We start from the raw sequence: 20,548 nt of genomic DNA, 5'->3' as shown, positions 1-20,548 counted from the left end.
AAATTATTATGGAAAAAACAATTGAACTTATCATCATTATCATGCTGCTGGCTATCATGGCGGAAATATATCTACTGGTCAAGCCGCGACGGCAGGCAGGCAGTGGCACGCAGCTGCTGATTTTGGTCGACACCTCGGTACTGATGGACGGCCGGGTGGTTGATTTGGCAAAGACCGGGTTCCTATTGGGGCAGGTCATCGTGCCGCGTAGTGTGCTGATAGAACTGCAGCTGTTGGCGGATGGTGCTGATCACGCCAAGCGCGAGCGCGCCCGCTTTGGCATGGACGCCATGAAGGAGCTCAAAGATGTGCTGGGCGGCTCATTTACGCTGCTTGACGATGCGACGCGCATTCCTGAAGGGGTAGACAACCGCTTGTTACAGCTTGCCAAGGAAATGAATGCTGCTATTTTGACGCTGGACTACAACCTGAACAAGGTGGCGCAAGTTGAAGGCATTCAGATCCTCAATATCAATGAGCTAGCCAAGAGTTTGCGCATGAGCTATCTGCCTGGTGATGAACTGGTGCTTGAATTGACGCAAAAAGGTCAAGATTCTCATCAGGCTGTCGGCTACTTGCATGACGGCACCATGGTGGTGGTTGAGCAGGCCAAAAAGTTCCTAGGCCAGAAAAAGCGCATTGAAATCATTCGTAGCCTGCAAACCGATGCTGGCAAGATGATGTTTGCGAAAGTTTGCGCTGAGCCAAAAGAAGCAAAAGAAGCGGCGCAACAGTCACCAGCTCAAGCTGCTCCCAAACAGCCCAAGCAGCGCTCCACGGGTCGTCGGCCGCAGACCAGCAAGGCAGCGAAACCTGATGCCTCGCGCGCCGCAGCTCAAGGTCACCGTTCGGCTCGCCCCAAGACCCAGGCGCAGCGTGAGGCTGACTTGATCCGAATGGTTAATGAGCAATAATCGCTAAGGCTAAGAAAGAGTAAAAACCAGACTGAAGCGGTCTGGTTTTTATGTGTCATAGGGGAAGGGGTGCGGGTTAGTCGGAGCTTGAGCCGCTGCCTACCGAGAAGCTACCGCTGTCTGATGCAGTATAGTAGCCTTCGTCGCGGGCGATTGCCTGAATGGTGTGCCGACCTGGGCTACTGACCCTGATATCGACCGAAACACTGCCGCCACTACCGGAGATCGACTCGCTTTTGACGCTGCGACCATCAACGAGGATGTCAATTGAGGTGAGCGGGAAGGTGCCGTTGGTGGCGCGGGCGGTGATGGTGCGGCTGGAGCCAGAGCCAGAAAGTGATAGGCTGACACTTGGCTTGGCATCGTCACATTTGTGCTTATCGTCATCAGCGTTGGCGTCGTAACCCTCAGGTGCTGAGTATGATGGTTTCTTAGTGAGCGGGTCAATGGTCTTGGTGACCTCAATTTCCTCGATGGCGTCAGCTGGTGTACAATTTGTCGCCTTTTTCTTGGAGACACGGTCAAACTTAATCTTTTCAGTAGTCTCGCCCTGTTTTTTATTCCACCACGATGGATAGAGCTCTTTGCCTTGCTGTTGGATACCATTTGGTCGCTTGAACCAATCATTTGGCTTCCATTTGCCCTGTTTGGCATAGACTTCGTTGTGAGCAAATGACATGACGTTACGCACCACCGGCATACCAAAGGCCGAGTTCGGGGTGTTGATGGTGCTGGTGTCGGAATTACCGAGCCACATACCCATGGCTAGCGCCGGACTATAGTTGACGATCCAGACATCCTTGGCGTGGCCGTTTTTGTCGGTAGTACCGGTCTTGGCGGCGGTTCTAACACCAGGCACATTCATCGCGCCATAACCGTGCAGGTCGCGCGCCGCGTCCGCGTCACCCAAGATGTCATTGATGATGTAGGCGACTTGCGGGTCGGTTGCCTGTTTGCTCTCATCTTTCCATTTCTTTAACGTATCGCCCTGGCTGTTGGTTACCTCAAGGACGTTGGTGCTTGGCTTGGCGACGCCCATGCGGGCAAAGGTGCCGTAAGCATTCACCAATTCGGTCTGCTTCGTACCGCAGGCGCCAATGGCTGCTGACAGTCCGTAGCCGCCGGCCGCTTCTTCTTGCTGGCAATAATTGGTATTACCCATGTTGTGAATATAGTCAACAGTTGGTTTTGGCGAGCCGTTGCCTGCGATATACATTGCCTTGACCGCTGGGATATTACGGGAAAGCGCTAGCGAGCGGCGAATAGAAATACTTCCCATAAATCGTCGGTCCCAGTTGTTCAGCTTGGCGCCATAAATCTTGTCTATGTTCTCGTCGCTGAGGATTGAGCCTGAGCCATAATTTTGCTGATTACTGCCGCGATTCTCAAACAGTTTGGCGTAGTCGAAAGCCTTGATAGTTGAACCCGGCTGGATAAAGGCGGTAGCGGCATTATCCTGCCCAAAGCCAGCATAATTGAAATCACGACTGCCAACAAGGGCGACAATCTGCCCAGTCTGTACATCTTCAACGGTTGCTGCACCGTTACTGATGCTCACGCGGCCCGGGCGACCTGAGTCGAAGAAAGCTTTCATCTCTGTCTCGAGTTTTTCTTGAATCTTCCAGTCCAGTGTCGTCTTGACGGTTAGTCCACCGCGGCCAACAACCGCCTTGCCAAGTTCACGCTCCAGTTGATTACGTACCATGAGTACAAAGTGCGGTGCCTTAATACCGGCGAGCTGCTCAGTCTCGGGCTTGATTTTGTCAAGAATTGGATACTGCTTGGCTTCTTTGGCCTGCGCTTCGGTGATATAGCCTTGTTCCAGCATGTAGTCTAGTGTTGTATGCTGGCGTGACAGGAGCATCTTGCGCCCAGTGATGTTGTACGGATTAAATGTACTCGGGTTTTGCGGAATTGAAGCCAGCAGGGCTGCTTCAGCCAAGGTGAGATCCTTGGCGGATTTACCAAAGTATGTCTGAGCGGCCGACTCTGCGCCGTTACGCCGACCGCCATATGGCGCTTGGTTGAGGTAGAGCGCGAGAATCTGATCCTTGTTGTACATGCGTTCAACTTCAATTGCCAGGATAATTTCCTTGATTTTGCGTGGAATACCGCTGAGGCCGCGTTTGTCGGCATCCTCGGCAAAGAAAACTTGCTTGACGAGCTGTTGTGTCAACGTCGAGCCACCCTGAACTTGTCGACCTGATGCTGTACTAAACATAGCGCGGGTCAGGCCACTGATACTGATACCGTGATGCTTATAGAAATCACGATCCTCAATGGCAATGGTCGCTTTCTTGAGGTAATCACTAATCTTGTCGGCCTCGACCACCAGCTTATAATTATCGGTACCCTTATCTTCCCACAGGAGCTCGCCATTGCGGTCATAATACTTGGTGACCGTTGTCTGGACACGCTTGGCGAGTTCGCCCGGGCGGATCTTGTCGAGATCTTTGCGGAAGTAGGCAAACAGGCCGCCGATCAGGATAATCATTGCAACAATGGCGACACCGAGAATTTTTAGCGCCATCAAGCCGCCGCGCTTGGAGAACCAATAGCGAAAGACGCGCTTAGGGTGGAGGCGGTAAAAGAACCGCTTGACGGGGTGCTTTGGTAAACTCGCCAGATACTCTGCTTTTTCGCGGGAGCGCTTATCCTTCTTGAGCCGACGCTTATTCGCCAAGTTTGCATAGACACTCAGCCGTTTTGCCGGCTTTGGATGCGGACGTGACGGCGCTGATTTTGCGCTGGCGTCCGACTGCTTATCTGAGGGTTTCTTGTTCACACTATCATTATATCACGCCTATGTTTCGCTTCAATCATAAAATTGCTATACTATTATCCAGAAAAGGAGGAATATGCAATTATCAGAGGAGCTAAAGTGGCGCGGGTTTTGGAATCAAGCGACATTCACCGATGATGAGCGTATTGATTCGGGAAATTTTACGCTCTATTTGGGGACAGATCCGTCGGCTGACAGTTTGCACGTCGGGCATTTGGCGGTCTATATGATGGTGCGGCATTTTTTGGAGCGCGGTCACAAAGTATTCTTGCTGGTTGGTGGCGGCACGGGCATGATTGGTGATATGCGCGACACCGAGGAGCGGAGCCTGCTGTCGTATGCGGAAATTGAGCACAACAAGCGAGCGTTGAAGGCGCAGGTGTCACAAATTTTTGCGGGACGCGATTTTACTCTGGTGGACAATGCGGATTGGCTGGGCAATTTGGAATTGTTGCCATTCCTCCGCGACATTGGCAAGAATTTTAACATGGCAGAGTTAACGACGCGGGAATTTTTTAAGGCGCGTATCGCTAATGGCAAGGGGCTGAGTTTTGCGGAGTTTACCTACACCTTGCTGCAGGGCTATGATTTCTGGCATTTGTTCAAACACCACGGTGTCAATTTACAAATCGGCGGTTCTGATCAGTGGGGTAATTTGGTTTCAGGTGTGGAATTGATTCGTAAAAAAGAAAATGCCGAAGTTTACGCCATGACCGCGCCGTTACTCATCAACAAATCAACTGGGCGCAAATTTGGCAAATCCGAAGGTGGCGCCGTGTGGCTGGATGAAAACAAAACCAGCGTCTATAAATTCTATCAATTCTGGCTGAACGTTGATGACGAAAGCGCCATCGAGTACATGAAGATCTTTACTATGCTCGATCGCGACACCATTGAGGCCATCGCTGAAAACCATGCGGTTAACCCAGGTGCACGCTCAGCCCAGAAAGTCTTGGCGCGCGAAGTTACCGATATCGTCCACGGCGTTAATCGGCGCGAATCAGTGGAGCGGGTGACGGAGGTGTTGTTTGGTGGCGGTGATTTCCGGCAATTGTCAGACGATGACCTGGACGCTCTGGCTCAGGAAATTCCGCGCGTTGATGTCGGCGTCGGCGTCATCGAAGCATTGGTAGTCTCTGGCGCGGTCAGCTCCAACGGTGAGGCCAGGCGCCTCCTCAAATCTGGCGCCATCAGCCTCAACGGCGAAAGACTGGCTAATGACCAAGCCATCAACAGTCAATCTTTGTTGAAAAAAGGTAAAAATACGTTTATTCTAGTTGCAGAAAATATGGAAGGAGAGGAATAATGAAAAAAATTATCGGGTTTGATCTGGATGATACACTAGCCATTACCAAGTCACCAATTAGCGATCGTATGGCGGATATCCTTGGTCGGTTGCTTGAAAACTATGAGATGTGTGTCATCACGGGCGGCACATTCCACCAGATTAAAAAGCAAGTGATTGATCGACTTGATGTTCGGCCTGAGCTACTCCAAAAATTCCATGCAATGCCGACATGCGGTACGAGGTATTATCGATTTGACGCTGCTGATGGTGAGTGGAAGGTTCAGTACGCGAACGATCTGTCTGATGAGCAAAAAACTCAGATAACTGCGGTACTGGAGGAGGTTGCCAGGGAGATGGGTATTTGGTGTGATAATCCTGCGGGTGAGATTATCGAGGATCGCCACAGCCAGATTACCATGTCGGCGCTGGGACAACAGGCAACCCCAGAGGATAAATATGCCTGGGCAGAAAAGTATAAAGATGTCCGTCCGGTATATCGTGACAAGGTGGCGGCGAAACTGCCAAATCTCGAAGTTAGGATTGGTGGTACGACCAGTACTGACATTACGCTGCCAGGAATTGATAAAGCCTATGGCATTGGTAAGCTGCTCGAGCTGAACGGCTGGTCAAAGGAAGAGGCACTATTCTTTGGTGACAAGCTACAGGAAGGCGGTAATGATTTTCCAGTTAAGCAAATGGGTGTTGACTCGATTGAAGTGAAGGGCTGGGAAGACACCGCCTACGCGCTGGAAGGCATCAACGCCGTTTCGTAGATGAAACTAACCACCCCCCTCGCACACATCAAAGGCGTCGGTCCCAAAACCGCCCAGGCGCTGGCGGCGGCGGGTCTAGAGACGGTGGCGGATGCCCTAGATTTTTTGCCGCGGGCGTACGATGATTATTCGGCGGCGGTCAATATCGCTGATCTTCAGCCAGGCAAGGTGACGGTGCGGGCGCGCTGCGAGTCGATTTCCACGCGGATTGCTCGCCGGGGTCTGAGGATCACCACGGCGGTGCTAGCGGATGATTCTGGCAAGGTCAAGGCCGTTTGGTTCAATCAGCCCTACCGCGAATCGCAGCTGAGATCCGACACTGGGTTTATGTTCTCCGGCCAATTTGGCATGCAGTATAACAGCTATCAGATCAGCAATCCCTCTGTTGAACTCGCCAAACAAACCGATACATCCGACGCCCAGCACGCGTCGGGTATTCATCCGGTCTATAAATCCATCAAAAATCTCCGCCCTAAAACCGTGCAGGATGTGCTGAAACATCTGCGTCCTATCATGGAATTTTTGCCCGAGACGCTGCCGGAGTACATCGTCCGGCGGCAAAAATTAGTCAGCCGTGCGGAAGCTGTTAAGTTCCTCCATGCGCCAAACAATCATCAGGAGATTACCCGCGGTCGTGAGCGGCTGGCGTTTGAAGAACTCTTTGAAATGATCTTGGCAGCGCAGTTAAATAAACAGGAGCAAACCAAGTTGACTGGCTGGCGCATCCCGTTCAATCAGCCGGTCGTCAAGCAATTTGTTGAGCAATTACCATTTCCCCTGACCAACGCGCAGCGCCGCGCCGCCTGGCAGATTTTGCAAGATTTGGAGTCCGAACATCCGATGAACCGCTTGTTGCAGGGTGATGTCGGCTCGGGTAAAACAGCGGTCGCTGGGCTGGTGGCGGCTGAGGTGGCGCAGGCTGGTTTTCAGACGGCCATCATGGCACCGACGGAGATTTTGGCGGCTCAGCACGCCAAAACGCTGGATGAATTATTGTCGCCGTTTGGTGTATCGGTGGCGCTGCTGACGGGACACGTCAAAGGTGCAGCGCGGCGGCAACTGCTGGATAATTTAGCGAATGGCAACATCAACGTGGTGGTCGGCACACACGCGCTAATTCAGGAAAAAGTGGCGTACCATAAATTGGGATTTGTGGTAATTGACGAGCAGCATCGGTTTGGCGTCAAGCAGCGGCAGGCCTTACTGCAAAAGGCAGACTACATGCCGCATCTCCTCAGCATGACCGCTACGCCGATCCCGCGGAGCTTGGCGCTGACGTTGTATGGTGAACTGGATATCTCGATTTTGGACGAGCTGCCAGCTGGGCGCCAGCCGATTGAAACGAAAATTTGGTCGCCAGCTTCAGCGCCAAAACTCTACGAAACTATTGATGCAGAAATTGCCAAAGGTCGCCAAGCCTATGTCATCTGCCCGTTGATCGACGATAATCCCGACAATGACAAAAAATCGGTCGAGGCGGAATATCACAAATTAGCAAAAACGATGTTTCGTCATCGCCATGTTGGGCTGCTACACGGTAAATTGCCACCGGAGGAAAAAGCGACGGTCATGCAGCAGTTCGCCGACGGCGAGCTGGATATGCTGGTGAGTACCACAGTCGTGGAAGTTGGCGTCAACGTGCCGAACGCTACGGTCATGCTCATCGAAAATGCCGATCACTTTGGGCTCAGTCAGCTTCATCAGCTGCGCGGGCGGGTTGGGCGCGGCCAGCACCAGAGTTTTTGCCATTTGATGCTGTCGAGCCATGACAAGCCAAGTCAGCGCCTCAGGGAAATTGAGAAGTCACAAGACGGCTTTTATCTGGCGGAAGTTGACTTGAAACTACGCGGCCCTGGCGAGATTTACGGACGAGCGCAGCATGGCGCATTGAACCTAAAAATTGCCTCGCTGAGCGACACACCGCTGATTGCCCGTGCACAGATGGAGGCCGAGCGCTTTGTCAAAGAGGGACAGGATTTGCTACAATATAACCATCTGGCGCGTGCCGTCAGTCGCTATCAGCGATTAACGACGCTAAATTAGTGAGATAAGTATGTATTCAGGAACCACATTTCACACCAAATCAGGCAATCTGATGGGTGTTCATCAAAAAATTGATCGGGTCGCGCGGCGGCACATCGTGCAGCTGTTGCCATCGTGGTGCAACTTTCCGTCGAGTAAGGAGATTTTGCATTTCGAGGGTAATAATGGCCCTGATGGTATCAAGCGGAAAAGTCCGGCCGTTGATGAGCCGTGGCACTTCATTGACCCGCATGATCCGAATGACGTGGCGCTCCTCGAGATGGTTGATCAACACATCACTAATCTGGCAGCGGCGCTCAGTGCTGATAACTGTGAGCGAGCAGCATTTGAGGCAGCATGGATGGCGCACGCCATCACCGATGGCTTGACGCCACCGCATCATTTTCCGCTGGAGGAGAAATTGGCCCAGCTGCGCGGTGAAGGTATGGAGACCCGTAACTCGCTGATCAAAAAGAGCCTCATGCCGGGCGAAACGGTGCTAAAAACCCTGCGCAATAACTGGGAATTTTGGGGTGCAAAGGGCGTGATGACTATGCATCTGGCGTTCGAGGCGGGTGTCGCCAGCGTAGTAGCCTACCAACGGTTTGCCGCTGGCCTGCCGCGGCAGCGCGACATTGAGGAAGTGCGACAAGCGGGCTTTCGGGCGTTTTATCTCGGCTGCGTTCATGAGGTGGCGGATATGGCCATGTATGAAAAGTTTGCCAAGACTGGCTGGACGACGGAGCTAGCGCGACAGACCAACCGTCAACTGATGCCGCTGATTATTCGTGCAGTGGTGCTGGGCTGGCTGAGTGCAGTGTGGCTGGCCGAGGAACAGCGTGCGCGTTAAACTCATCGCTGGTAAATTTGGCGGACGATTTATCCAGGCGCCGCCAGGCTCGACGACGCATCCCATGGGTGAGCGGGTGCGCTTAGCAATGTTTAATTCATTGGGTGAAATGGTTTGCGGCGCGCGGGTGTTGGATGCTTTTGCTGGCTCCGGTGCGATTGGTTTGGAGGCGCTCAGCCGCGGCGCTGAGTCGGTAGTTTTCGTGGAGCGAGATCGAGTTGCCCAGCGGGTCATTGCCGAAAATATCAGTACCGTGGGCATCAACGAAAATACTATTGTAATAAAAACAACGGTATCAAATTGGCTGGAAAGCATGAGCGTAACAGAGGAGTTTGATCTTATTTTTGCCGATCCACCATACCACAACCCGCAGTTTTCCACAGTCTCACGACTGATGGGACTTCTCAAACCGGGTGGACATATGATATTATCACACTCAGGAATAGGTGAGGTGCCAATTCAGAACGGAATTGTTGTGGTGGACAATCGTAGTTATGGGGGTGCGCACCTCACCCGGTTCCTACGATTGAAATAAGTTTCTGGTAAAATGTCCTGATAGTTGTCAGGACGTTTTTTGATGTATAGAAAAACCCGCTGGAAGTAGATAGCCAGCGGGTTTTTCTGTTTGAAGAGGTTAGCAATATGACATTGATAACCTCTTGTAGACAGAATAACTACACTGGTCACAAAGACGACAATAACCTCCAAGTGCATATTTTAGTGAGAATATATTAGTGTAAGAATGGTCCATAATACTGAGCGTACACTACTAAAATAATAATTGACCAGATAGATAGCGAGAATGTACCCGTTTTTAATAGTAATTTCACAATTTGGAGATTTGGGGTTTGTGGTGTATGCTAAAAGTACTTTAGTAATAAATAGGGAGTCTTTACTAAGATGGGAAAAACCACAAGCCGTTAAAGGCGTCATCGGCGCCGCTATTGGTGTTGCTGCATTGGCTGGCATCGCTGGAGCAATGGGTAACGGTCAGCAACAGCAACCTACAGCACCAGCTGTACAGTCCGTAACTTATTCAAACTGTAGAACTGAAGAAATACCGTTTGAAACACAGTATGAGGGTGAAGCGGGTCAATATGGTTATACAGAAACAGTCAAACAGCAGGGTGTAGCTGGAAGCAAAAAGATCTGTAAGCCAAGTAGATCGGGATATGATGACAAGGTAGAGATCATAGCTCAACCAACAGCTCATATCATTGTCCGCACACCAAAACCAGCACCACAGCCAATTCAGCAACAAGCAACACATAGGGTCGGAGCGATCTGTCGTGATGGTTGGCGGTCATATGCTACTGGAAGAGGCGCTTGCTCGCACCATGGGGGTGTAGGTGAGTGGCTGTATGAGTGAACGTATGCAAGATAGGACTACTGGTGTACTTATTGCTGTTCTGATAGTGGGAGCAGTAGCACTTGTAGCGTATGCGCACAATCATCATTATGGTGATTCCAGCAGTAAGAAACCAGACCATAGTCAAAGTGGGATTAGTAGTCCTTCGGGTACTACTAATCCCAGTAATAGATATTACGATCCTGGCGATACAGATGAAAGCGAAGACGATGTGTATTATGCTAATTGCTCTGAAGCTTGTGAGGATGGTGCAGAGTCAATACGGGAAGGTGAATCCGGTTATCGGGAAGAGCTTGACCGAGACAGTGACGGCGTAGCATGTGAGCCGTGGCGTGGTAGGTGATTGACAAATTGCCTCTGTCTCTACAGATTGCAAGCATGAAAGAAGTTGTAGGCCATTACCTCTGCCGTGATTGTCAAGTAGGGTCTCTGTGTACATGTAAGATGCGCTGTCTTATGGTCTAGAATTTAGCCACTTACCCTTATGAAGTAGCAGTATTCCGCAATGACTAGGAATTGTGAGCTGCCCGTTTTTTCTGATAATAGAGCGGTGAGGGCGGGTTGAGGCGATGATCTCGGTATGTTCTGGGATAAAAAAATGTTGTGGTGCATCAGCGAAGTTAATATAAATATAAGCCCGCTCGCTGCCCAGCTCTCGTTTGATACCGAGAACAAATCCATTACCAGCGTTGATCACTTCAAGCGTGCCGTGCTGCAATACTGGCATACTCCGCCGCAGGTGAAGCAGCCGTCGGTGTAGATGTAGGAGTGAGTCAGGGTGCATGGCCTGTGTCAGGATATTGGTTTTGGTCGCGTTGGCGTGAACGGGCAGCCACGGCTGTACGCTTGAGAATCCAGCAAACTGCGTATCATCCCATTGCATCGGCGTGCGCTCCAGGTCGCGGCTGTCTATAGTAGAATGAGCAGGGCTAAAATTATCCTGAATATCCTCAGTAGTCAATTCGCCATTGGTCATGCCAATCTCATCACCGTAGTACATCACGCTGACGCCCGGCGTAAGCAGGTTGAGAAAATGCAAGGCCCGCGCTCGCTCTGTCCCGAGCCGCGAGGCAATGCGCGGCTGATCGTGATTGCCGACGCAGAAAAACGGCTTGGCTGAATCTGCCGCCTGCAGATAATTCTCGATCTTCTGTCCAACATGCTCCGCGTGCCACTCGTCCTGGCGATATTCCATAAAGAATGCCGACGCCTTCGGGTGGGCCGTCAGAACCTTGTGGTACTGCTGGTAAATATCACCCAACTTTTCATCCGGATAAAATTCAAACACCATCTGCTTATCGTCATATTCATCGCAAACTGACGCCAGCTCATGCAGATATTCTTGAAAATGCGGCCCCATTTTACAGTGGTCGTGAATGAATGCGCCGTAAGCTTCAGGATCGCTGTGAAAATCAGGATTTGGCGAATCATTGCCAAACTCCGGATCTTTAGAAATACCCCAAATCGCGTCAACTCGCATGCCGTCCACGCCCATATTAAACCAAAATCGCACTACATTTTTTATTTCATCACGAACCGCAGGATTATCCCAATTCAAATCCGGCTGTGTTTTCAGGAACGAATGGAGATAAAACTGGTCAGTCTGTTCATCAAACTCCCACGAACTGCCGCCCGATAAACTTCGCCAATTGTTTGGCTCCTTGCCATCCCACCCATCACGCCAGACATAATAATCACGCCTGGGATTGTCGCGCGATGACCGCGCTTCCTGAAACCACGGATGCTGATCAGACGTGTGGCAGGGAACGAGGTCGATCATGACTTTGATGTCGAGGGTGTGGGCTTTTTCTAGTAATTTTTGAAAATCCTCTAGCCCGCCAAATGTCGGATCGATCGCTCGGTAGTCAGCAATATCATAGCCAAAGTCGGTCATCGGCGAGACGAAGAACGGCGAAATCCAAATCGCGTCAACCCCCAGCCACGCCAAATAATCCAGCTTTTCGGTAATGCCATTCAAATCGCCAATTCCATCACCATTAGTATCCCGGAAACTACGCGGATAAATCTGATACAGAGAAGCGACATCGTGCCAAGTCTTCATAGTTTAAGTATAAGCGAGATGGGGGATTTGGGCAAATGAAACAGTATAAACTCAAGTTTACTCTTTGCAACATTATAAAAAGCCGCCCGTTCGGGCGACCAAATCTCAGGAAGTTCCATTGTGGTGCGGGTAAGGAGACTCTAACTCCTGGCCTCTTCCATGGCAAGGAAGCGCTCTAACAACTGAGCTATACCCGCATGTGGTTCACGGTTTATTGTAACAAAGCCGCGAATAAAATGCAATGTTTGGTGGCTCCTCCCAGACTCGAACTGGGGACACAAGGCTCTTCAGGCCTCTGCTCTACCAACTGAGCTAAAGAGCCACAAACTTGCTATTTCATTGTACTAAAGTTACCGTTATCTGGCAAGTCGCTATTTCCGCACATAGTGTGCTACATAATCAACTTCGATATCAGCTACTGCTGGCGTGAGTGGATTAGGCACGCTACCATCAACGGTTTCGGTATGTTTATTAATGCCGTTTGGATCCATTGCTCCAGCCTGCACACCGAGGAACATCTGTTTGTCGGTCACATCTGGGTGATTAATGCGGCCCCATTCTTTGCCATCCAAGGTGAAAATCATATAATCTTTCTCAACGATAACACCGTAGGTGTGCCAGCCATGCATGTCGTGATTATCAAGGAATGCTTGCTTTTGCTTGTTATCCGGATCCCAGTGGTACGTTGCCTCAATGCGAGGACCATTGACGCGTCCTTCGGCAAAGTCAACTTCTGGTGGCCAGCCCTCGTCCTTTGGCCAGAGAAGGAATGCATAACCAACGCCTTTGGCTTTCGGGAATTTGGCACGAATTTCCCAGCGACCACGTGAAGCGGTAAATACATCGCCCGAGCCGGCGCCGCCAGTGCTCCACTGGCCGTTCTCGTGCTGAGTACGAATGACCAATTTACCGTCTTGAGTAAACGAATTACGCTGCGACATCACGCCCATGCAGCCGTGGCCAACCGCCGGATCACCCCAGCCGTACTGTACCCACTTAGTTTGCTTGATCGACGAATCAAAGCCTTCAAAGTAATCAATCTGCCAGCCGTCAATTGCTGCCTGATTCTGGTCGTGGTTTGCATGGTTTGCTGAGTCATCAGACTTGACCGGTTGTGGTTGGCTCGGAGAGCCAGAATTTTTATTGCCTGAGTTATTGTTTGATGAGTTGTTGCGTGGTGACTGATTGGTTCGCTGAGTCGAGCCCTGAGAGCCACGCTGGCGTTCAGGTTGCTGTTTTGCTGCTTGGGCTTGGTCGTGATTGTGACGCATGGTCTGCGTCACCCAATTGTGTCCGGCTGGTGTCGGTTTATTGTCGGTATTTTGGTTAGATTTGCTTGGTTGCTGATTATCGCTTGTAGAATTGGTGTCGGCGAGGGAGTGATTGTTAGTACCTGGTGAGTCGGCCGGCGATGTAGTCCGATCGGCATATTTTGTTGCTTGGGGTGGGGAGTTATTCACCTGCGACAAGAAGTGCAGTGCGCCAAGCGACAAGCCGCCGATAACGATAAGGGTTGCTATGCTAGTTGTAACCAGTTTTCGCTTCGTCATGCATCTATTATAGCGCACTAAAATTATATGTCAAACTTTTAGCGTAAGCGTCAAGAAAATGCTGCAATACTCTAGTAGTTTGGCGGAGAATCAGGTATAATATTCTCGTCGCGGGTGTCGTATAACGGCTATTATGTGACCTTCCCAAGGTTGAGACGGGAGTTCGACTCTCCCCATCCGCACCACGTCGATGAAGGATTGTTTGCCTGATCACGATACCGTATAAAATTATTCGTTTCAAAAAACGTCCAAAGGAGTTATTCATGCAAAAAAACGAAAAGATCCTCAAACGGCAATCGACTAAAATCTTCTTTGACAATGACGATACCGATTTCTTTTTCAACTGGATGCTCGGCGTGGCGGAACTGTTCGGTATGTCGCATGGAGAGTTGTTTTATCTGGCGCATAAGATCGGGCGTGACGGGAAACCGAGTAAGTGGCGAGCCTGTTTTACGGACCATGCCGATTATCTCGTTCGCTTGGCAAAGGCAGCCACCGGTGAACAAATGGCCGCCGACTGCTATTTTGGCGCAACCTATGCCTATCGGGCAGTACTGCAGTTCATTGATCCGTTTTCTCCGGAATATCCGAAGCTTGTTTGCGCTATGGAAAACGCTTTTGCCGGTGCGGTCAGGGCGATAAATATACCGATCAAACCTGTGCGCGTTCCGTATCAAACTGGCTATTTACCCGGCTATTATCTTTACTGCGACAATAACCGCCCAACCGTGGTCATGGTCGGCGGCGGTGATACGTACCGGGAGGATTTGTTCTATTTTGCCGGCTGGCCGGGGTGGCGGCGGAACTATAATGTACTGATGGTCGATTTACCCGGTCAAGGCTCTAATCCCGCCAGAGGTCTCACTTTTACCGTCGACGCCGGCGAGCCGATTGCCGCGTGCCTTGACTGGCTGCAAACCGAAAATCCCGACGCGCGTCACATTGCGCTATACGGCGTTAGCGGCGGCGGGTATTTTACTGCTCAAGCGGCCGCAAAAGACGCGAGGATTAGCGCATGGATTGCCAGCACGCCTATTTTTGACGTGGCAGAACTGTTCCGCCGTGAGTTCGGCGCAGCGCTCAAAGCGCCCGGCTGGCTGATGAATCTCGCCTTAAAATTAGCGGGGAACATCAATGAAGCCGCCGATATCAATTTGAAAAAATACGCCTGGCAGTTCGGCACGAGCGACTTCCGCTCGGCGATCGATGAAGTTTTCGAACAGGCAAAGGTTGTCGACCACCAAGCTATCACTTGTCCGTCGCTGTTTCTCATGGGGGAAGGCGAAGGTGCTGAACTCCAGCGGCAAACGCGATGTCTCTACGATGAATTTATCCGGCGCGAACTTGATACGACGCTGCATGAGTTCGATTCGCAAAGCGGCGCCGACGCTCATTGTCAGCTGAATAATTTACGTTTGGCGCATAGCGTAGTCTTTGATTGGCTGGACAGTCGGCTGGTTGATTAACAAGGTTTTCGGACTGAAGGGTTGCGCTGCGGAGCCCAGTAGGTTATTTGTAAAGATTGGCGCTAATCCCATCGCTCCACCGCGATCGTGCACCGTGTCATCAACACCACCGCTGCGCTGAGTGCTGCGAGTGTTGGCAGCAGCAATACGCCGACCACGCCAGCAGTGACTGGGAATTCCATGATGCTTTCGCCTTTTTCGTTCTTGATGATGACGCGGCGGACGTTACCTTCTTTGATGAGTTGCTTGACCTTCTCGACAACTTGATCGCCGTTAACGCTAAATTCTTCGGTATAGTTTTGTCTACTCATAATTGCTCCTTACTTTTTACTGCTCTTAGATAGTTTATTTATGATGACTTAGCTTTTTTGGGCTATATCTAGTATCTTGCGCCACAACTTTCGTGATTTATTAAGACTTGCTTGTAATGCGGTCTTATCTTCGGTTGAGCCAAACTCTAACATATTTGTAATATTATGACACTGCCAAGCCATTATTTTCAAGTAGCGATAGCCACTTTGAATACATAGTCTGCTGATCGTGTATATCTATCGTACCATCTCACCACCTCTGCAACATCTCAACAGGCGTCCGCAGCTGTATGCCTAAGTGTATCCTTTCGTTGCTCGACCAGCCCCCCGAAATGTCGCGACCGCCTCGTGCAACGAAGAAGCCAGGCAATCGCTGAACTTGGCAGAATAATGATTTAAGCGGCGCCCTTATCACTTTGAAGCGAGAAACTCATCGAGCGTATTTTCGACTTCCATCCACCTAGGACTCAGCCACATCACGTGCGATTCGGTATTATTGATGGAAAGCACGGCGTGCTTGATCTGCTTCGCGGTGTGAAGCGGATGGTCGAGCGGAACCGAACCATCATACCTACTATGCAGTATAAGCGTCGGTTGTGTGATAGTTTCGGGATTACCCTTCATCAAACGCCGACTAATATCATTCATGAACCCACTGCCAGAGCGAAATTGCATAAACATCGACGCGATTGCATCAATAGACGACGGCGGGTAGCTAGCAAGCACGTCACGCGCGTCCAATGTCGTGAGTTGTTGAAACAAATAACTGACTATTTTTCGCGACCATCTGCGGAGCAGCCAGCGCATCACTGCCCACGTTACATGTTCGAGCACAGGATTAAACGCGATACGGGCTGCCATACGAGTACTTTGACTAGGCCATTTCTTGAAACTCACCGCGCTCATCAGGACGAGTTTATCAACGCTGTCGGGGTGAAGCTCGGCGAACCGCATCGCCGCTCTGCCGCCAGCCGATATGCCGACCAGGATGACACGCTCAATCCCGAGCTGCTCTAGCAACTCGTTTGTCGCCTGTTCGAATTCGCCATAGGTTTCGCTAAGCGCTGTATCTGTCCCACCATAGCCGGGTCGGCTGACGCTGAGGATTGAATAGCCGCGACTAACGAAGTAATCCTCACCCGTACGCATGGCGGCAGTCGTGTGACCGCCGTTCAAAATGAGAACCGTTAACGAGCCGTGCATGTCATGTCGATATTCGATCGTACCGCGGGACGTTTGAAGCAGCTCCATCATGTGCAATCAACCGTGCGAGGCGTGCTATTTCTTACCGCCGCGAATCGCATCAATCAGTTCAATCGGGAAGAGCATCATTGTCTTTTGTGATGGTTCGGTGGAGATGCGCTCCAGTGTATTCAAGGTGCGCAGGTTAATCGCGCCTTGGGTTTTTGCCAGGATCTCTGCTGCCTGCGCCAGCGTTTCAGCAGCAGCTTTTTCGCCGTCGGCGTTGATGATGTTAGCGCGGCGTTCGCGCTCGGCTTCGGCTTGCTTGGCCATGGCGCGCTTCATGTCGCCAGGCAATTCAATATTCTGAATCTTAACATTCTCGACATCGATACCCCATTTATCCGTCTCGGCATCAACAATTTCCTTGATCTGCTGTGAAATTTCCTCGCGCTTGGCCAAGAGATCATCCATATCAACGTTACCGGTGACGTCGCGCAGGGCAGCTTGGGCAAATTGGCTGGTGGCATAAATATAGTTGGTCGTCTCCAGCACCGCTTTTGGGGCGTTAATTACTCGGAAATAAACTACCGCGTCAACGCCGACAGTGACGTTGTCTTTGGTGATGACTTCTTGCTTTGGTACATCGATTGGCGTGGAACGCACATCAACCATCATCATCGTCTGAAAAATCGGCACCACCACCCTTAGGCCCGGCTCGCGTACACCAGTAAATTTACCAAGCGTCAACACCACGCCGCGCTGGTATTGATTGACCACTTTAATGCCGCTCAGCACAAACATCAGTACGATGACTAAAATTACTGCTACTATTTCCATATCTACCTCCTGTTTATAAGGAAATTATACGCCACGTATAGAATGGCTGGCAAGGGCCTCCTTGATCAGCTCGTCAACCAGCGCCTGTGGGCTGAGGCCCGAAGCTTCCCAGAGCTTCGGATACATGCTGATGTTGGTGAAGCCGGGGATGCTGTTAATTTCGTTGAGAAAAATCTGGCCCGTTGGGTCAAGGAAAAAGTCAACTCGCGCCATGCCGCGTCCACCGGTCGCTTGGTAGGCGGCCAGCGCGAGGCGCTGCAGTTCTGTCGCCACCGACTCGTCAACCTCCGCGGGGATAACGACGCGCGAAGTGCTGGAGGCGCTGTACTTATCGTCGTAGCTATAAAATTCTTCACCAGGAAGGATCTCGCCGGGAATGCTGACGCGGGCGGACGTACCGCGGCCGAGGACGGCCAGCTCGATCTCGCGGGCGGTGATCGCTTGTTCTATCAATACGGTGTCGTCGTGGCGAAAGGCTTCATCAAGCGCGGCGGTGAATGCTTCGGCCGAGTGGACTTTGCTGACACCGACGGACGAGCCGGCGCGGGATGGCTTGATGAAAACAGGCGCACCAAGCTCATCAGCTATCTCGGCAAAGGTCGGTCGCGGCGCATCATTCGCTAGCGTTCGCCACGGTACAACCGGAACGTGAGCGCCGAGCGCCAGCCGCTTGGTCATGTCTTTGTCCATGGTGACAGCCGCCGAAAGGAGACTCGGGCCGACATAGGGAATATGAAGTAGCTGCGCCAGGCCCTGTACGCTACCGTCCTCACCATTTTTGCCGTGAAGCACCGGAATTATCACGTCAATCGGCAGCCGGTCAACGCCGTCGATGAGCAGTGACCGCTGGCCGAGTTGTGGCGTTAAGTGTGGGCTTGGCTGGTTGCGTGTCTCAATCGTCTCGACGAGCCGCCACCGACCAGCGCGGTCGATGTAGCATAGGTTAATGTCGTAGCGTGCTGCGTCCAGTGCCGCCAGCACATTAGTAGCGGAATTGATCGAGACTTCGTGCTCGGATGACTCGCCGCCAAATATGAGGAGAACGCGTAATCTATCCATTATTCTAGTATAGCGCATTGCACCTTGGCGGGGCGAATTTATGGCGTGATATAATGAAATGATGATGGCGGATAACGGGAATAAGAGGCTCAATAGATCGCTGACGCCTGAGGTCATTGGCGGTAGCGACTCGGTAGCTGAGTGTGCTAGGTGTGGGGTCGTCGGTAATATTGGTACGATTGCCGGTATGTTAACGACCTTGTCAGGTGAGGTGTGGCACAACGTGTTATCAGAAGCTGGTCGGCAAGTGACATTTTTTGGTGGTATAGCGGTAGCGGTGGGTGGCTTGGGGCAGATATCTCGGGCTATTCGATTGCAGAAGTATAGTGAATGTGAAGCTAATCTTCTCCAGAGGGCGATTAAGAATCTGCCGCCACTGGTTGGTAGTATCAAAGATAGCAGTAGGTGGTTAGACGAGCTGTTCGGGGAGCTCGACCAAAAGCGATTGGCATATGAGATGGCGGTTAAGACTGGCAATACGTCAGCTATACCGTTGACCACTGATGAGGCGGAACGTCACGCGGCACTTGTGCGACTGACTAGTCACTGCTCTGGCGGTGCCGGTCTCGTCAATGGAGCAGCAGCGCGGGTTCTACACTGGGCTGGCTGCGCGTTGCCGCCGGAAATGACGGCAGCTGGGCGGCGCCGGTCTCGTCGCGAGGCTGGTCAAGCGGGGGCAGACAGTATGCATCAAACGACGCTGGATATGCTGGAGCAGTATGTGCCGCTGGATGGGATGACATGGCGAGAGTACGTGGCGTCGCCGGAGTTTGCGGCAGTCTGCGGAAGCGCTCAGCAGATTGATCAAGGGTTGCGTCTGCAAACAAAACCGCTTGGGCGGCGACCGGCTGATTGTTTTTCACACTTTTCGCAGTATCGGCCGCGAGAGGATAATTGGTGGTAATGGACGCGCGACAACCGCTGGCCGAGCAGATGCGGCCGCAAACCTTGGATGAGGTGATTGGACAAAGTCATTTGCTGGGCGAGGGCGAGCTGCTGCGGCAGATTGCCCGGCGCGGTGAGCCGGTCAGTTTGATTTTATGGGGGCCGCCGGGGACGGGCAAGACGACATTGGCGCGGATCATCGCCCGCGAGGTTAATGCGGAGTTCGTCGAGCTGTCAGCGGTGACTAGCGGCAAAAAAGATGTCGAACGGGTGATCGAACATGCCAGGCAAAATTGGAATTTGGGCCTCAGGACAATTCTATTTGTTGACGAAATTCATCGATTTAATAAGGCGCAGCAGGATGCCTTTTTGCCGCATGTCGAGAGCGGGCTGATTACTTTGATTGGGGCGACCACTGAGAATCCGAGTTTTGAGGTGATCACGCCGCTGCTCAGCCGGACGCGGGTGCTGGTGCTCCAACAGCTGACCAAAGATGAAATTATATTGGTATTGAAACGGGCGCTCAAAGTTTTGAAACAATCCAAACGGGTGTCGTCCAAAGCTCTAGACTATTTGGCGGAATTGGCGGACGGCGACGCGCGGGTGGCGCTGGGTAATCTGGAGTTGGCGCTGAGCTTTGGCAAGAAAGTCACGCCGGAGGTTGTCAAGGCAGCGGCTCAGCGCCGTTTGCCGGGCTATGACAAAAAGGGCGATGCGCATTATGACGTCATCTCAGCGTTCATCAAATCACTGCGCGGTAGTGACGCGGTGGCTGCGGCGTACTATTTGGCGCGTATGATTGACGCTGGTGAAGATCCGAAGTTCATTGCTCGGCGGATGGTGGTCTTTGCGTCAGAAGACATTGGTCTAGCTGGCAATGGTGCGCTGAGCTTGGCAGTTGCTACCTTTGAGGCGGTGGAGTGCGTTGGCTTGCCCGAAGCTAAATATAATTTATTCCACTGCGCTATCGCCCTAGCGCGCAGCCAGAAGTCGCGCGAGATTACTGATTTGATGAATGAGGCTTTCGCTCTAGCGCACAACTATCCGAATTCGCCCGTGCCGCTGCATCTTCGTAACGCCCCAACCAAGCTGATGAAAGATTTGGGCTACGGTAAAGATTACAAATGGCAAGCTGGCTTCCAGCACGAAAAAGGATTTCTGCCAGAAGATATTCCGCGCCCAACCAAGAGTTAGC

The 20,548-nt window shown here is 51.7% G+C and carries 18 protein-coding genes and 3 tRNA genes; 12 read left to right on the top strand and 9 right to left on the bottom strand.

All coding sequences use genetic code 11. The features are described from left to right. The first annotated feature begins 8 nt into the window (after window positions 1-8). Window positions 9-914: a hypothetical protein gene (locus GWK76_02590; protein QHU92194.1), complete on the top strand. Its 906-nt coding sequence runs from the start codon at window positions 9-11 to the stop codon at window positions 912-914. A gap of 76 nt (window positions 915-990) precedes the next feature. Here GWK76_02590 and GWK76_02585 read toward each other — a convergent pair whose 3' ends face one another. Further along, a complete protein-coding gene (locus GWK76_02585; protein QHU92193.1) occupies window positions 991-3,699 on the bottom strand; it encodes a hypothetical protein in 2,709 nt (902 codons plus the stop codon). A 73-nt stretch (window positions 3,700-3,772) separates the two neighbouring features. Between GWK76_02585 and GWK76_02580 the strand changes: the two genes are divergently transcribed. From GWK76_02580 to GWK76_02550, 7 genes are all read left to right on the top strand, one after another. After that, window positions 3,773-5,002 (top strand): tyrosine--tRNA ligase, encoded by a 1,230-nt coding sequence (locus GWK76_02580; protein ID QHU92192.1) that lies wholly within the window; start codon window positions 3,773-3,775, stop codon window positions 5,000-5,002. Beyond that, entirely contained in the window at window positions 5,002-5,757 is a 756-nt protein-coding gene (locus tag GWK76_02575; GenBank protein QHU92191.1) for an HAD-IIB family hydrolase, read from the top strand. The genes GWK76_02580 and GWK76_02575 overlap by 1 nt, the downstream gene beginning before the upstream one ends. Then, window positions 5,758-7,800, top strand: a complete 2,043-nt coding sequence (gene recG / locus GWK76_02570) for an ATP-dependent DNA helicase RecG (protein ID QHU92190.1) — start codon at window positions 5,758-5,760, stop codon at window positions 7,798-7,800. 10 nt (window positions 7,801-7,810) lie between these two features. Then, complete coding sequence (locus GWK76_02565) at window positions 7,811-8,629, top strand: hypothetical protein (GenBank protein ID QHU92189.1); 819 nt, start codon at window positions 7,811-7,813, stop codon at window positions 8,627-8,629. Then, entirely contained in the window at window positions 8,619-9,164 is a 546-nt protein-coding gene (rsmD, locus tag GWK76_02560; protein QHU92188.1) for a 16S rRNA (guanine(966)-N(2))-methyltransferase RsmD, read from the top strand. The genes GWK76_02565 and rsmD overlap by 11 nt, the downstream gene beginning before the upstream one ends. A gap of 267 nt (window positions 9,165-9,431) precedes the next feature. Then, the gene (locus GWK76_02555) at window positions 9,432-9,998 is read left to right on the top strand and encodes a hypothetical protein (protein ID QHU92187.1); all 567 of its coding nucleotides are present in this window, start codon (window positions 9,432-9,434) and stop codon (window positions 9,996-9,998) included. Further along, window positions 9,991-10,341 carry a hypothetical protein gene (locus GWK76_02550; protein QHU92186.1) on the top strand — a complete coding sequence of 117 codons (351 nt, stop codon included), beginning with the start codon at window positions 9,991-9,993 and terminating at the stop codon, window positions 10,339-10,341. The genes GWK76_02555 and GWK76_02550 overlap by 8 nt, the downstream gene beginning before the upstream one ends. 111 nt (window positions 10,342-10,452) lie before the next feature. On the opposite strand, the gene GWK76_02545 is transcribed toward GWK76_02550, so the two are convergent. The 4 genes from GWK76_02545 to GWK76_02530 all read right to left on the bottom strand — a co-directional run bounded on the left by GWK76_02545 (window position 10,453) and on the right by GWK76_02530 (window position 13,331). Continuing rightward, window positions 10,453-12,060 (bottom strand): DUF3459 domain-containing protein, encoded by a 1,608-nt coding sequence (locus tag GWK76_02545; protein ID QHU92185.1) that lies wholly within the window; start codon window positions 12,058-12,060, stop codon window positions 10,453-10,455. A gap of 121 nt (window positions 12,061-12,181) precedes the next feature. Beyond that, window positions 12,182-12,257 (bottom strand) — tRNA-Gly (locus tag GWK76_02540). Between the two features lie 49 nt (window positions 12,258-12,306). Beyond that, window positions 12,307-12,382: transfer RNA gene (locus tag GWK76_02535), tRNA-Phe, on the bottom strand. Between the two features lie 49 nt (window positions 12,383-12,431). Next, a complete protein-coding gene (locus tag GWK76_02530) occupies window positions 12,432-13,331 on the bottom strand; it encodes a family 16 glycosylhydrolase (GenBank protein ID QHU92560.1) in 900 nt (299 codons plus the stop codon). Window positions 13,332-13,720: 389 nt separating this feature from the next. Between GWK76_02530 and GWK76_02525 the strand changes: the two genes are divergently transcribed. Together GWK76_02525 and GWK76_02520 are read left to right on the top strand one after the other, a co-directional pair. Next, window positions 13,721-13,795: transfer RNA gene (locus tag GWK76_02525), tRNA-Gly, on the top strand. A 78-nt stretch (window positions 13,796-13,873) separates the two neighbouring features. Then, window positions 13,874-15,076: an alpha/beta fold hydrolase gene (locus GWK76_02520; protein QHU92184.1), complete on the top strand. Its 1,203-nt coding sequence runs from the start codon at window positions 13,874-13,876 to the stop codon at window positions 15,074-15,076. Between the two features lie 62 nt (window positions 15,077-15,138). Here GWK76_02520 and GWK76_02515 read toward each other — a convergent pair whose 3' ends face one another. The 4 genes from GWK76_02515 to GWK76_02500 all read right to left on the bottom strand — a co-directional run bounded on the left by GWK76_02515 (window position 15,139) and on the right by GWK76_02500 (window position 18,468). Beyond that, complete coding sequence (locus GWK76_02515) at window positions 15,139-15,387, bottom strand: DUF4342 domain-containing protein (protein QHU92183.1); 249 nt, start codon at window positions 15,385-15,387, stop codon at window positions 15,139-15,141. A gap of 411 nt (window positions 15,388-15,798) precedes the next feature. Next, the gene (locus tag GWK76_02510) at window positions 15,799-16,641 is read right to left on the bottom strand and encodes an alpha/beta fold hydrolase (protein QHU92182.1); all 843 of its coding nucleotides are present in this window, start codon (window positions 16,639-16,641) and stop codon (window positions 15,799-15,801) included. 24 nt (window positions 16,642-16,665) lie between these two features. Further along, window positions 16,666-17,409, bottom strand: coding sequence for a slipin family protein (locus tag GWK76_02505; protein QHU92181.1), 744 nt, complete (start codon window positions 17,407-17,409; stop codon window positions 16,666-16,668). Between the two features lie 24 nt (window positions 17,410-17,433). Further along, complete coding sequence (locus tag GWK76_02500) at window positions 17,434-18,468, bottom strand: D-alanine--D-alanine ligase (GenBank protein QHU92180.1); 1,035 nt, start codon at window positions 18,466-18,468, stop codon at window positions 17,434-17,436. 61 nt (window positions 18,469-18,529) lie between these two features. Here GWK76_02500 and GWK76_02495 point away from each other — a divergent pair, with 61 nt between their 5' ends. Together GWK76_02495 and GWK76_02490 are read left to right on the top strand one after the other, a co-directional pair. After that, window positions 18,530-19,372, top strand: coding sequence for a hypothetical protein (locus GWK76_02495; protein QHU92179.1), 843 nt, complete (start codon window positions 18,530-18,532; stop codon window positions 19,370-19,372). Continuing rightward, a complete protein-coding gene (locus tag GWK76_02490; GenBank protein ID QHU92178.1) occupies window positions 19,372-20,547 on the top strand; it encodes an AAA family ATPase in 1,176 nt (391 codons plus the stop codon). Before GWK76_02495 ends, GWK76_02490 begins: the two co-directional genes overlap by 1 nt. Window position 20,548 lies beyond the last annotated feature (1 nt).

The sequence above is a fragment of the Candidatus Saccharibacteria bacterium oral taxon 488 genome, assembly GCA_010202465.1.
GTDB lineage: Bacteria > Patescibacteriota > Saccharimonadia > Saccharimonadales > Saccharimonadaceae > Nanosynbacter.
Note: the sequence above shows the minus strand (reverse complement) of the source record. Positions and strands in the feature narration are given on the sequence as shown.

Excerpts from the sequence above, each read along its gene's own strand:
- GWK76_02545 (QHU92185.1), bottom strand. The coding sequence starts at position 12,060 with ATGAAGACTTGGCACGATGTCGCTTCTCTGTATCAGATTTATCCGCGT.
- recG (QHU92190.1), top strand. The coding sequence starts at position 5,758 with ATGAAACTAACCACCCCCCTCGCACACATCAAAGGCGTCGGTCCCAAA.
- GWK76_02565 (QHU92189.1), top strand. The coding sequence starts at position 7,811 with ATGTATTCAGGAACCACATTTCACACCAAATCAGGCAATCTGATGGGT.
- GWK76_02580 (QHU92192.1), top strand. The coding sequence starts at position 3,773 with ATGCAATTATCAGAGGAGCTAAAGTGGCGCGGGTTTTGGAATCAAGCG.
- GWK76_02510 (QHU92182.1), bottom strand. The coding sequence starts at position 16,641 with ATGATGGAGCTGCTTCAAACGTCCCGCGGTACGATCGAATATCGACAT.
- GWK76_02575 (QHU92191.1), top strand. The coding sequence starts at position 5,002 with ATGAAAAAAATTATCGGGTTTGATCTGGATGATACACTAGCCATTACC.
- GWK76_02550 (QHU92186.1), top strand. The coding sequence starts at position 9,991 with ATGAGTGAACGTATGCAAGATAGGACTACTGGTGTACTTATTGCTGTT.
- GWK76_02505 (QHU92181.1), bottom strand. The coding sequence starts at position 17,409 with ATGGAAATAGTAGCAGTAATTTTAGTCATCGTACTGATGTTTGTGCTG.
- GWK76_02515 (QHU92183.1), bottom strand. The coding sequence starts at position 15,387 with ATGAGTAGACAAAACTATACCGAAGAATTTAGCGTTAACGGCGATCAA.
- GWK76_02590 (QHU92194.1), top strand. The coding sequence starts at position 9 with ATGGAAAAAACAATTGAACTTATCATCATTATCATGCTGCTGGCTATC.
- GWK76_02495 (QHU92179.1), top strand. The coding sequence starts at position 18,530 with ATGATGGCGGATAACGGGAATAAGAGGCTCAATAGATCGCTGACGCCT.
- GWK76_02530 (QHU92560.1), bottom strand. The coding sequence starts at position 13,331 with ATGCGTCACAATCACGACCAAGCCCAAGCAGCAAAACAGCAACCTGAA.
- GWK76_02555 (QHU92187.1), top strand. The coding sequence starts at position 9,432 with ATGTACCCGTTTTTAATAGTAATTTCACAATTTGGAGATTTGGGGTTT.
- GWK76_02490 (QHU92178.1), top strand. The coding sequence starts at position 19,372 with ATGGACGCGCGACAACCGCTGGCCGAGCAGATGCGGCCGCAAACCTTG.
- GWK76_02520 (QHU92184.1), top strand. The coding sequence starts at position 13,874 with ATGCAAAAAAACGAAAAGATCCTCAAACGGCAATCGACTAAAATCTTC.
- GWK76_02500 (QHU92180.1), bottom strand. The coding sequence starts at position 18,468 with ATGGATAGATTACGCGTTCTCCTCATATTTGGCGGCGAGTCATCCGAG.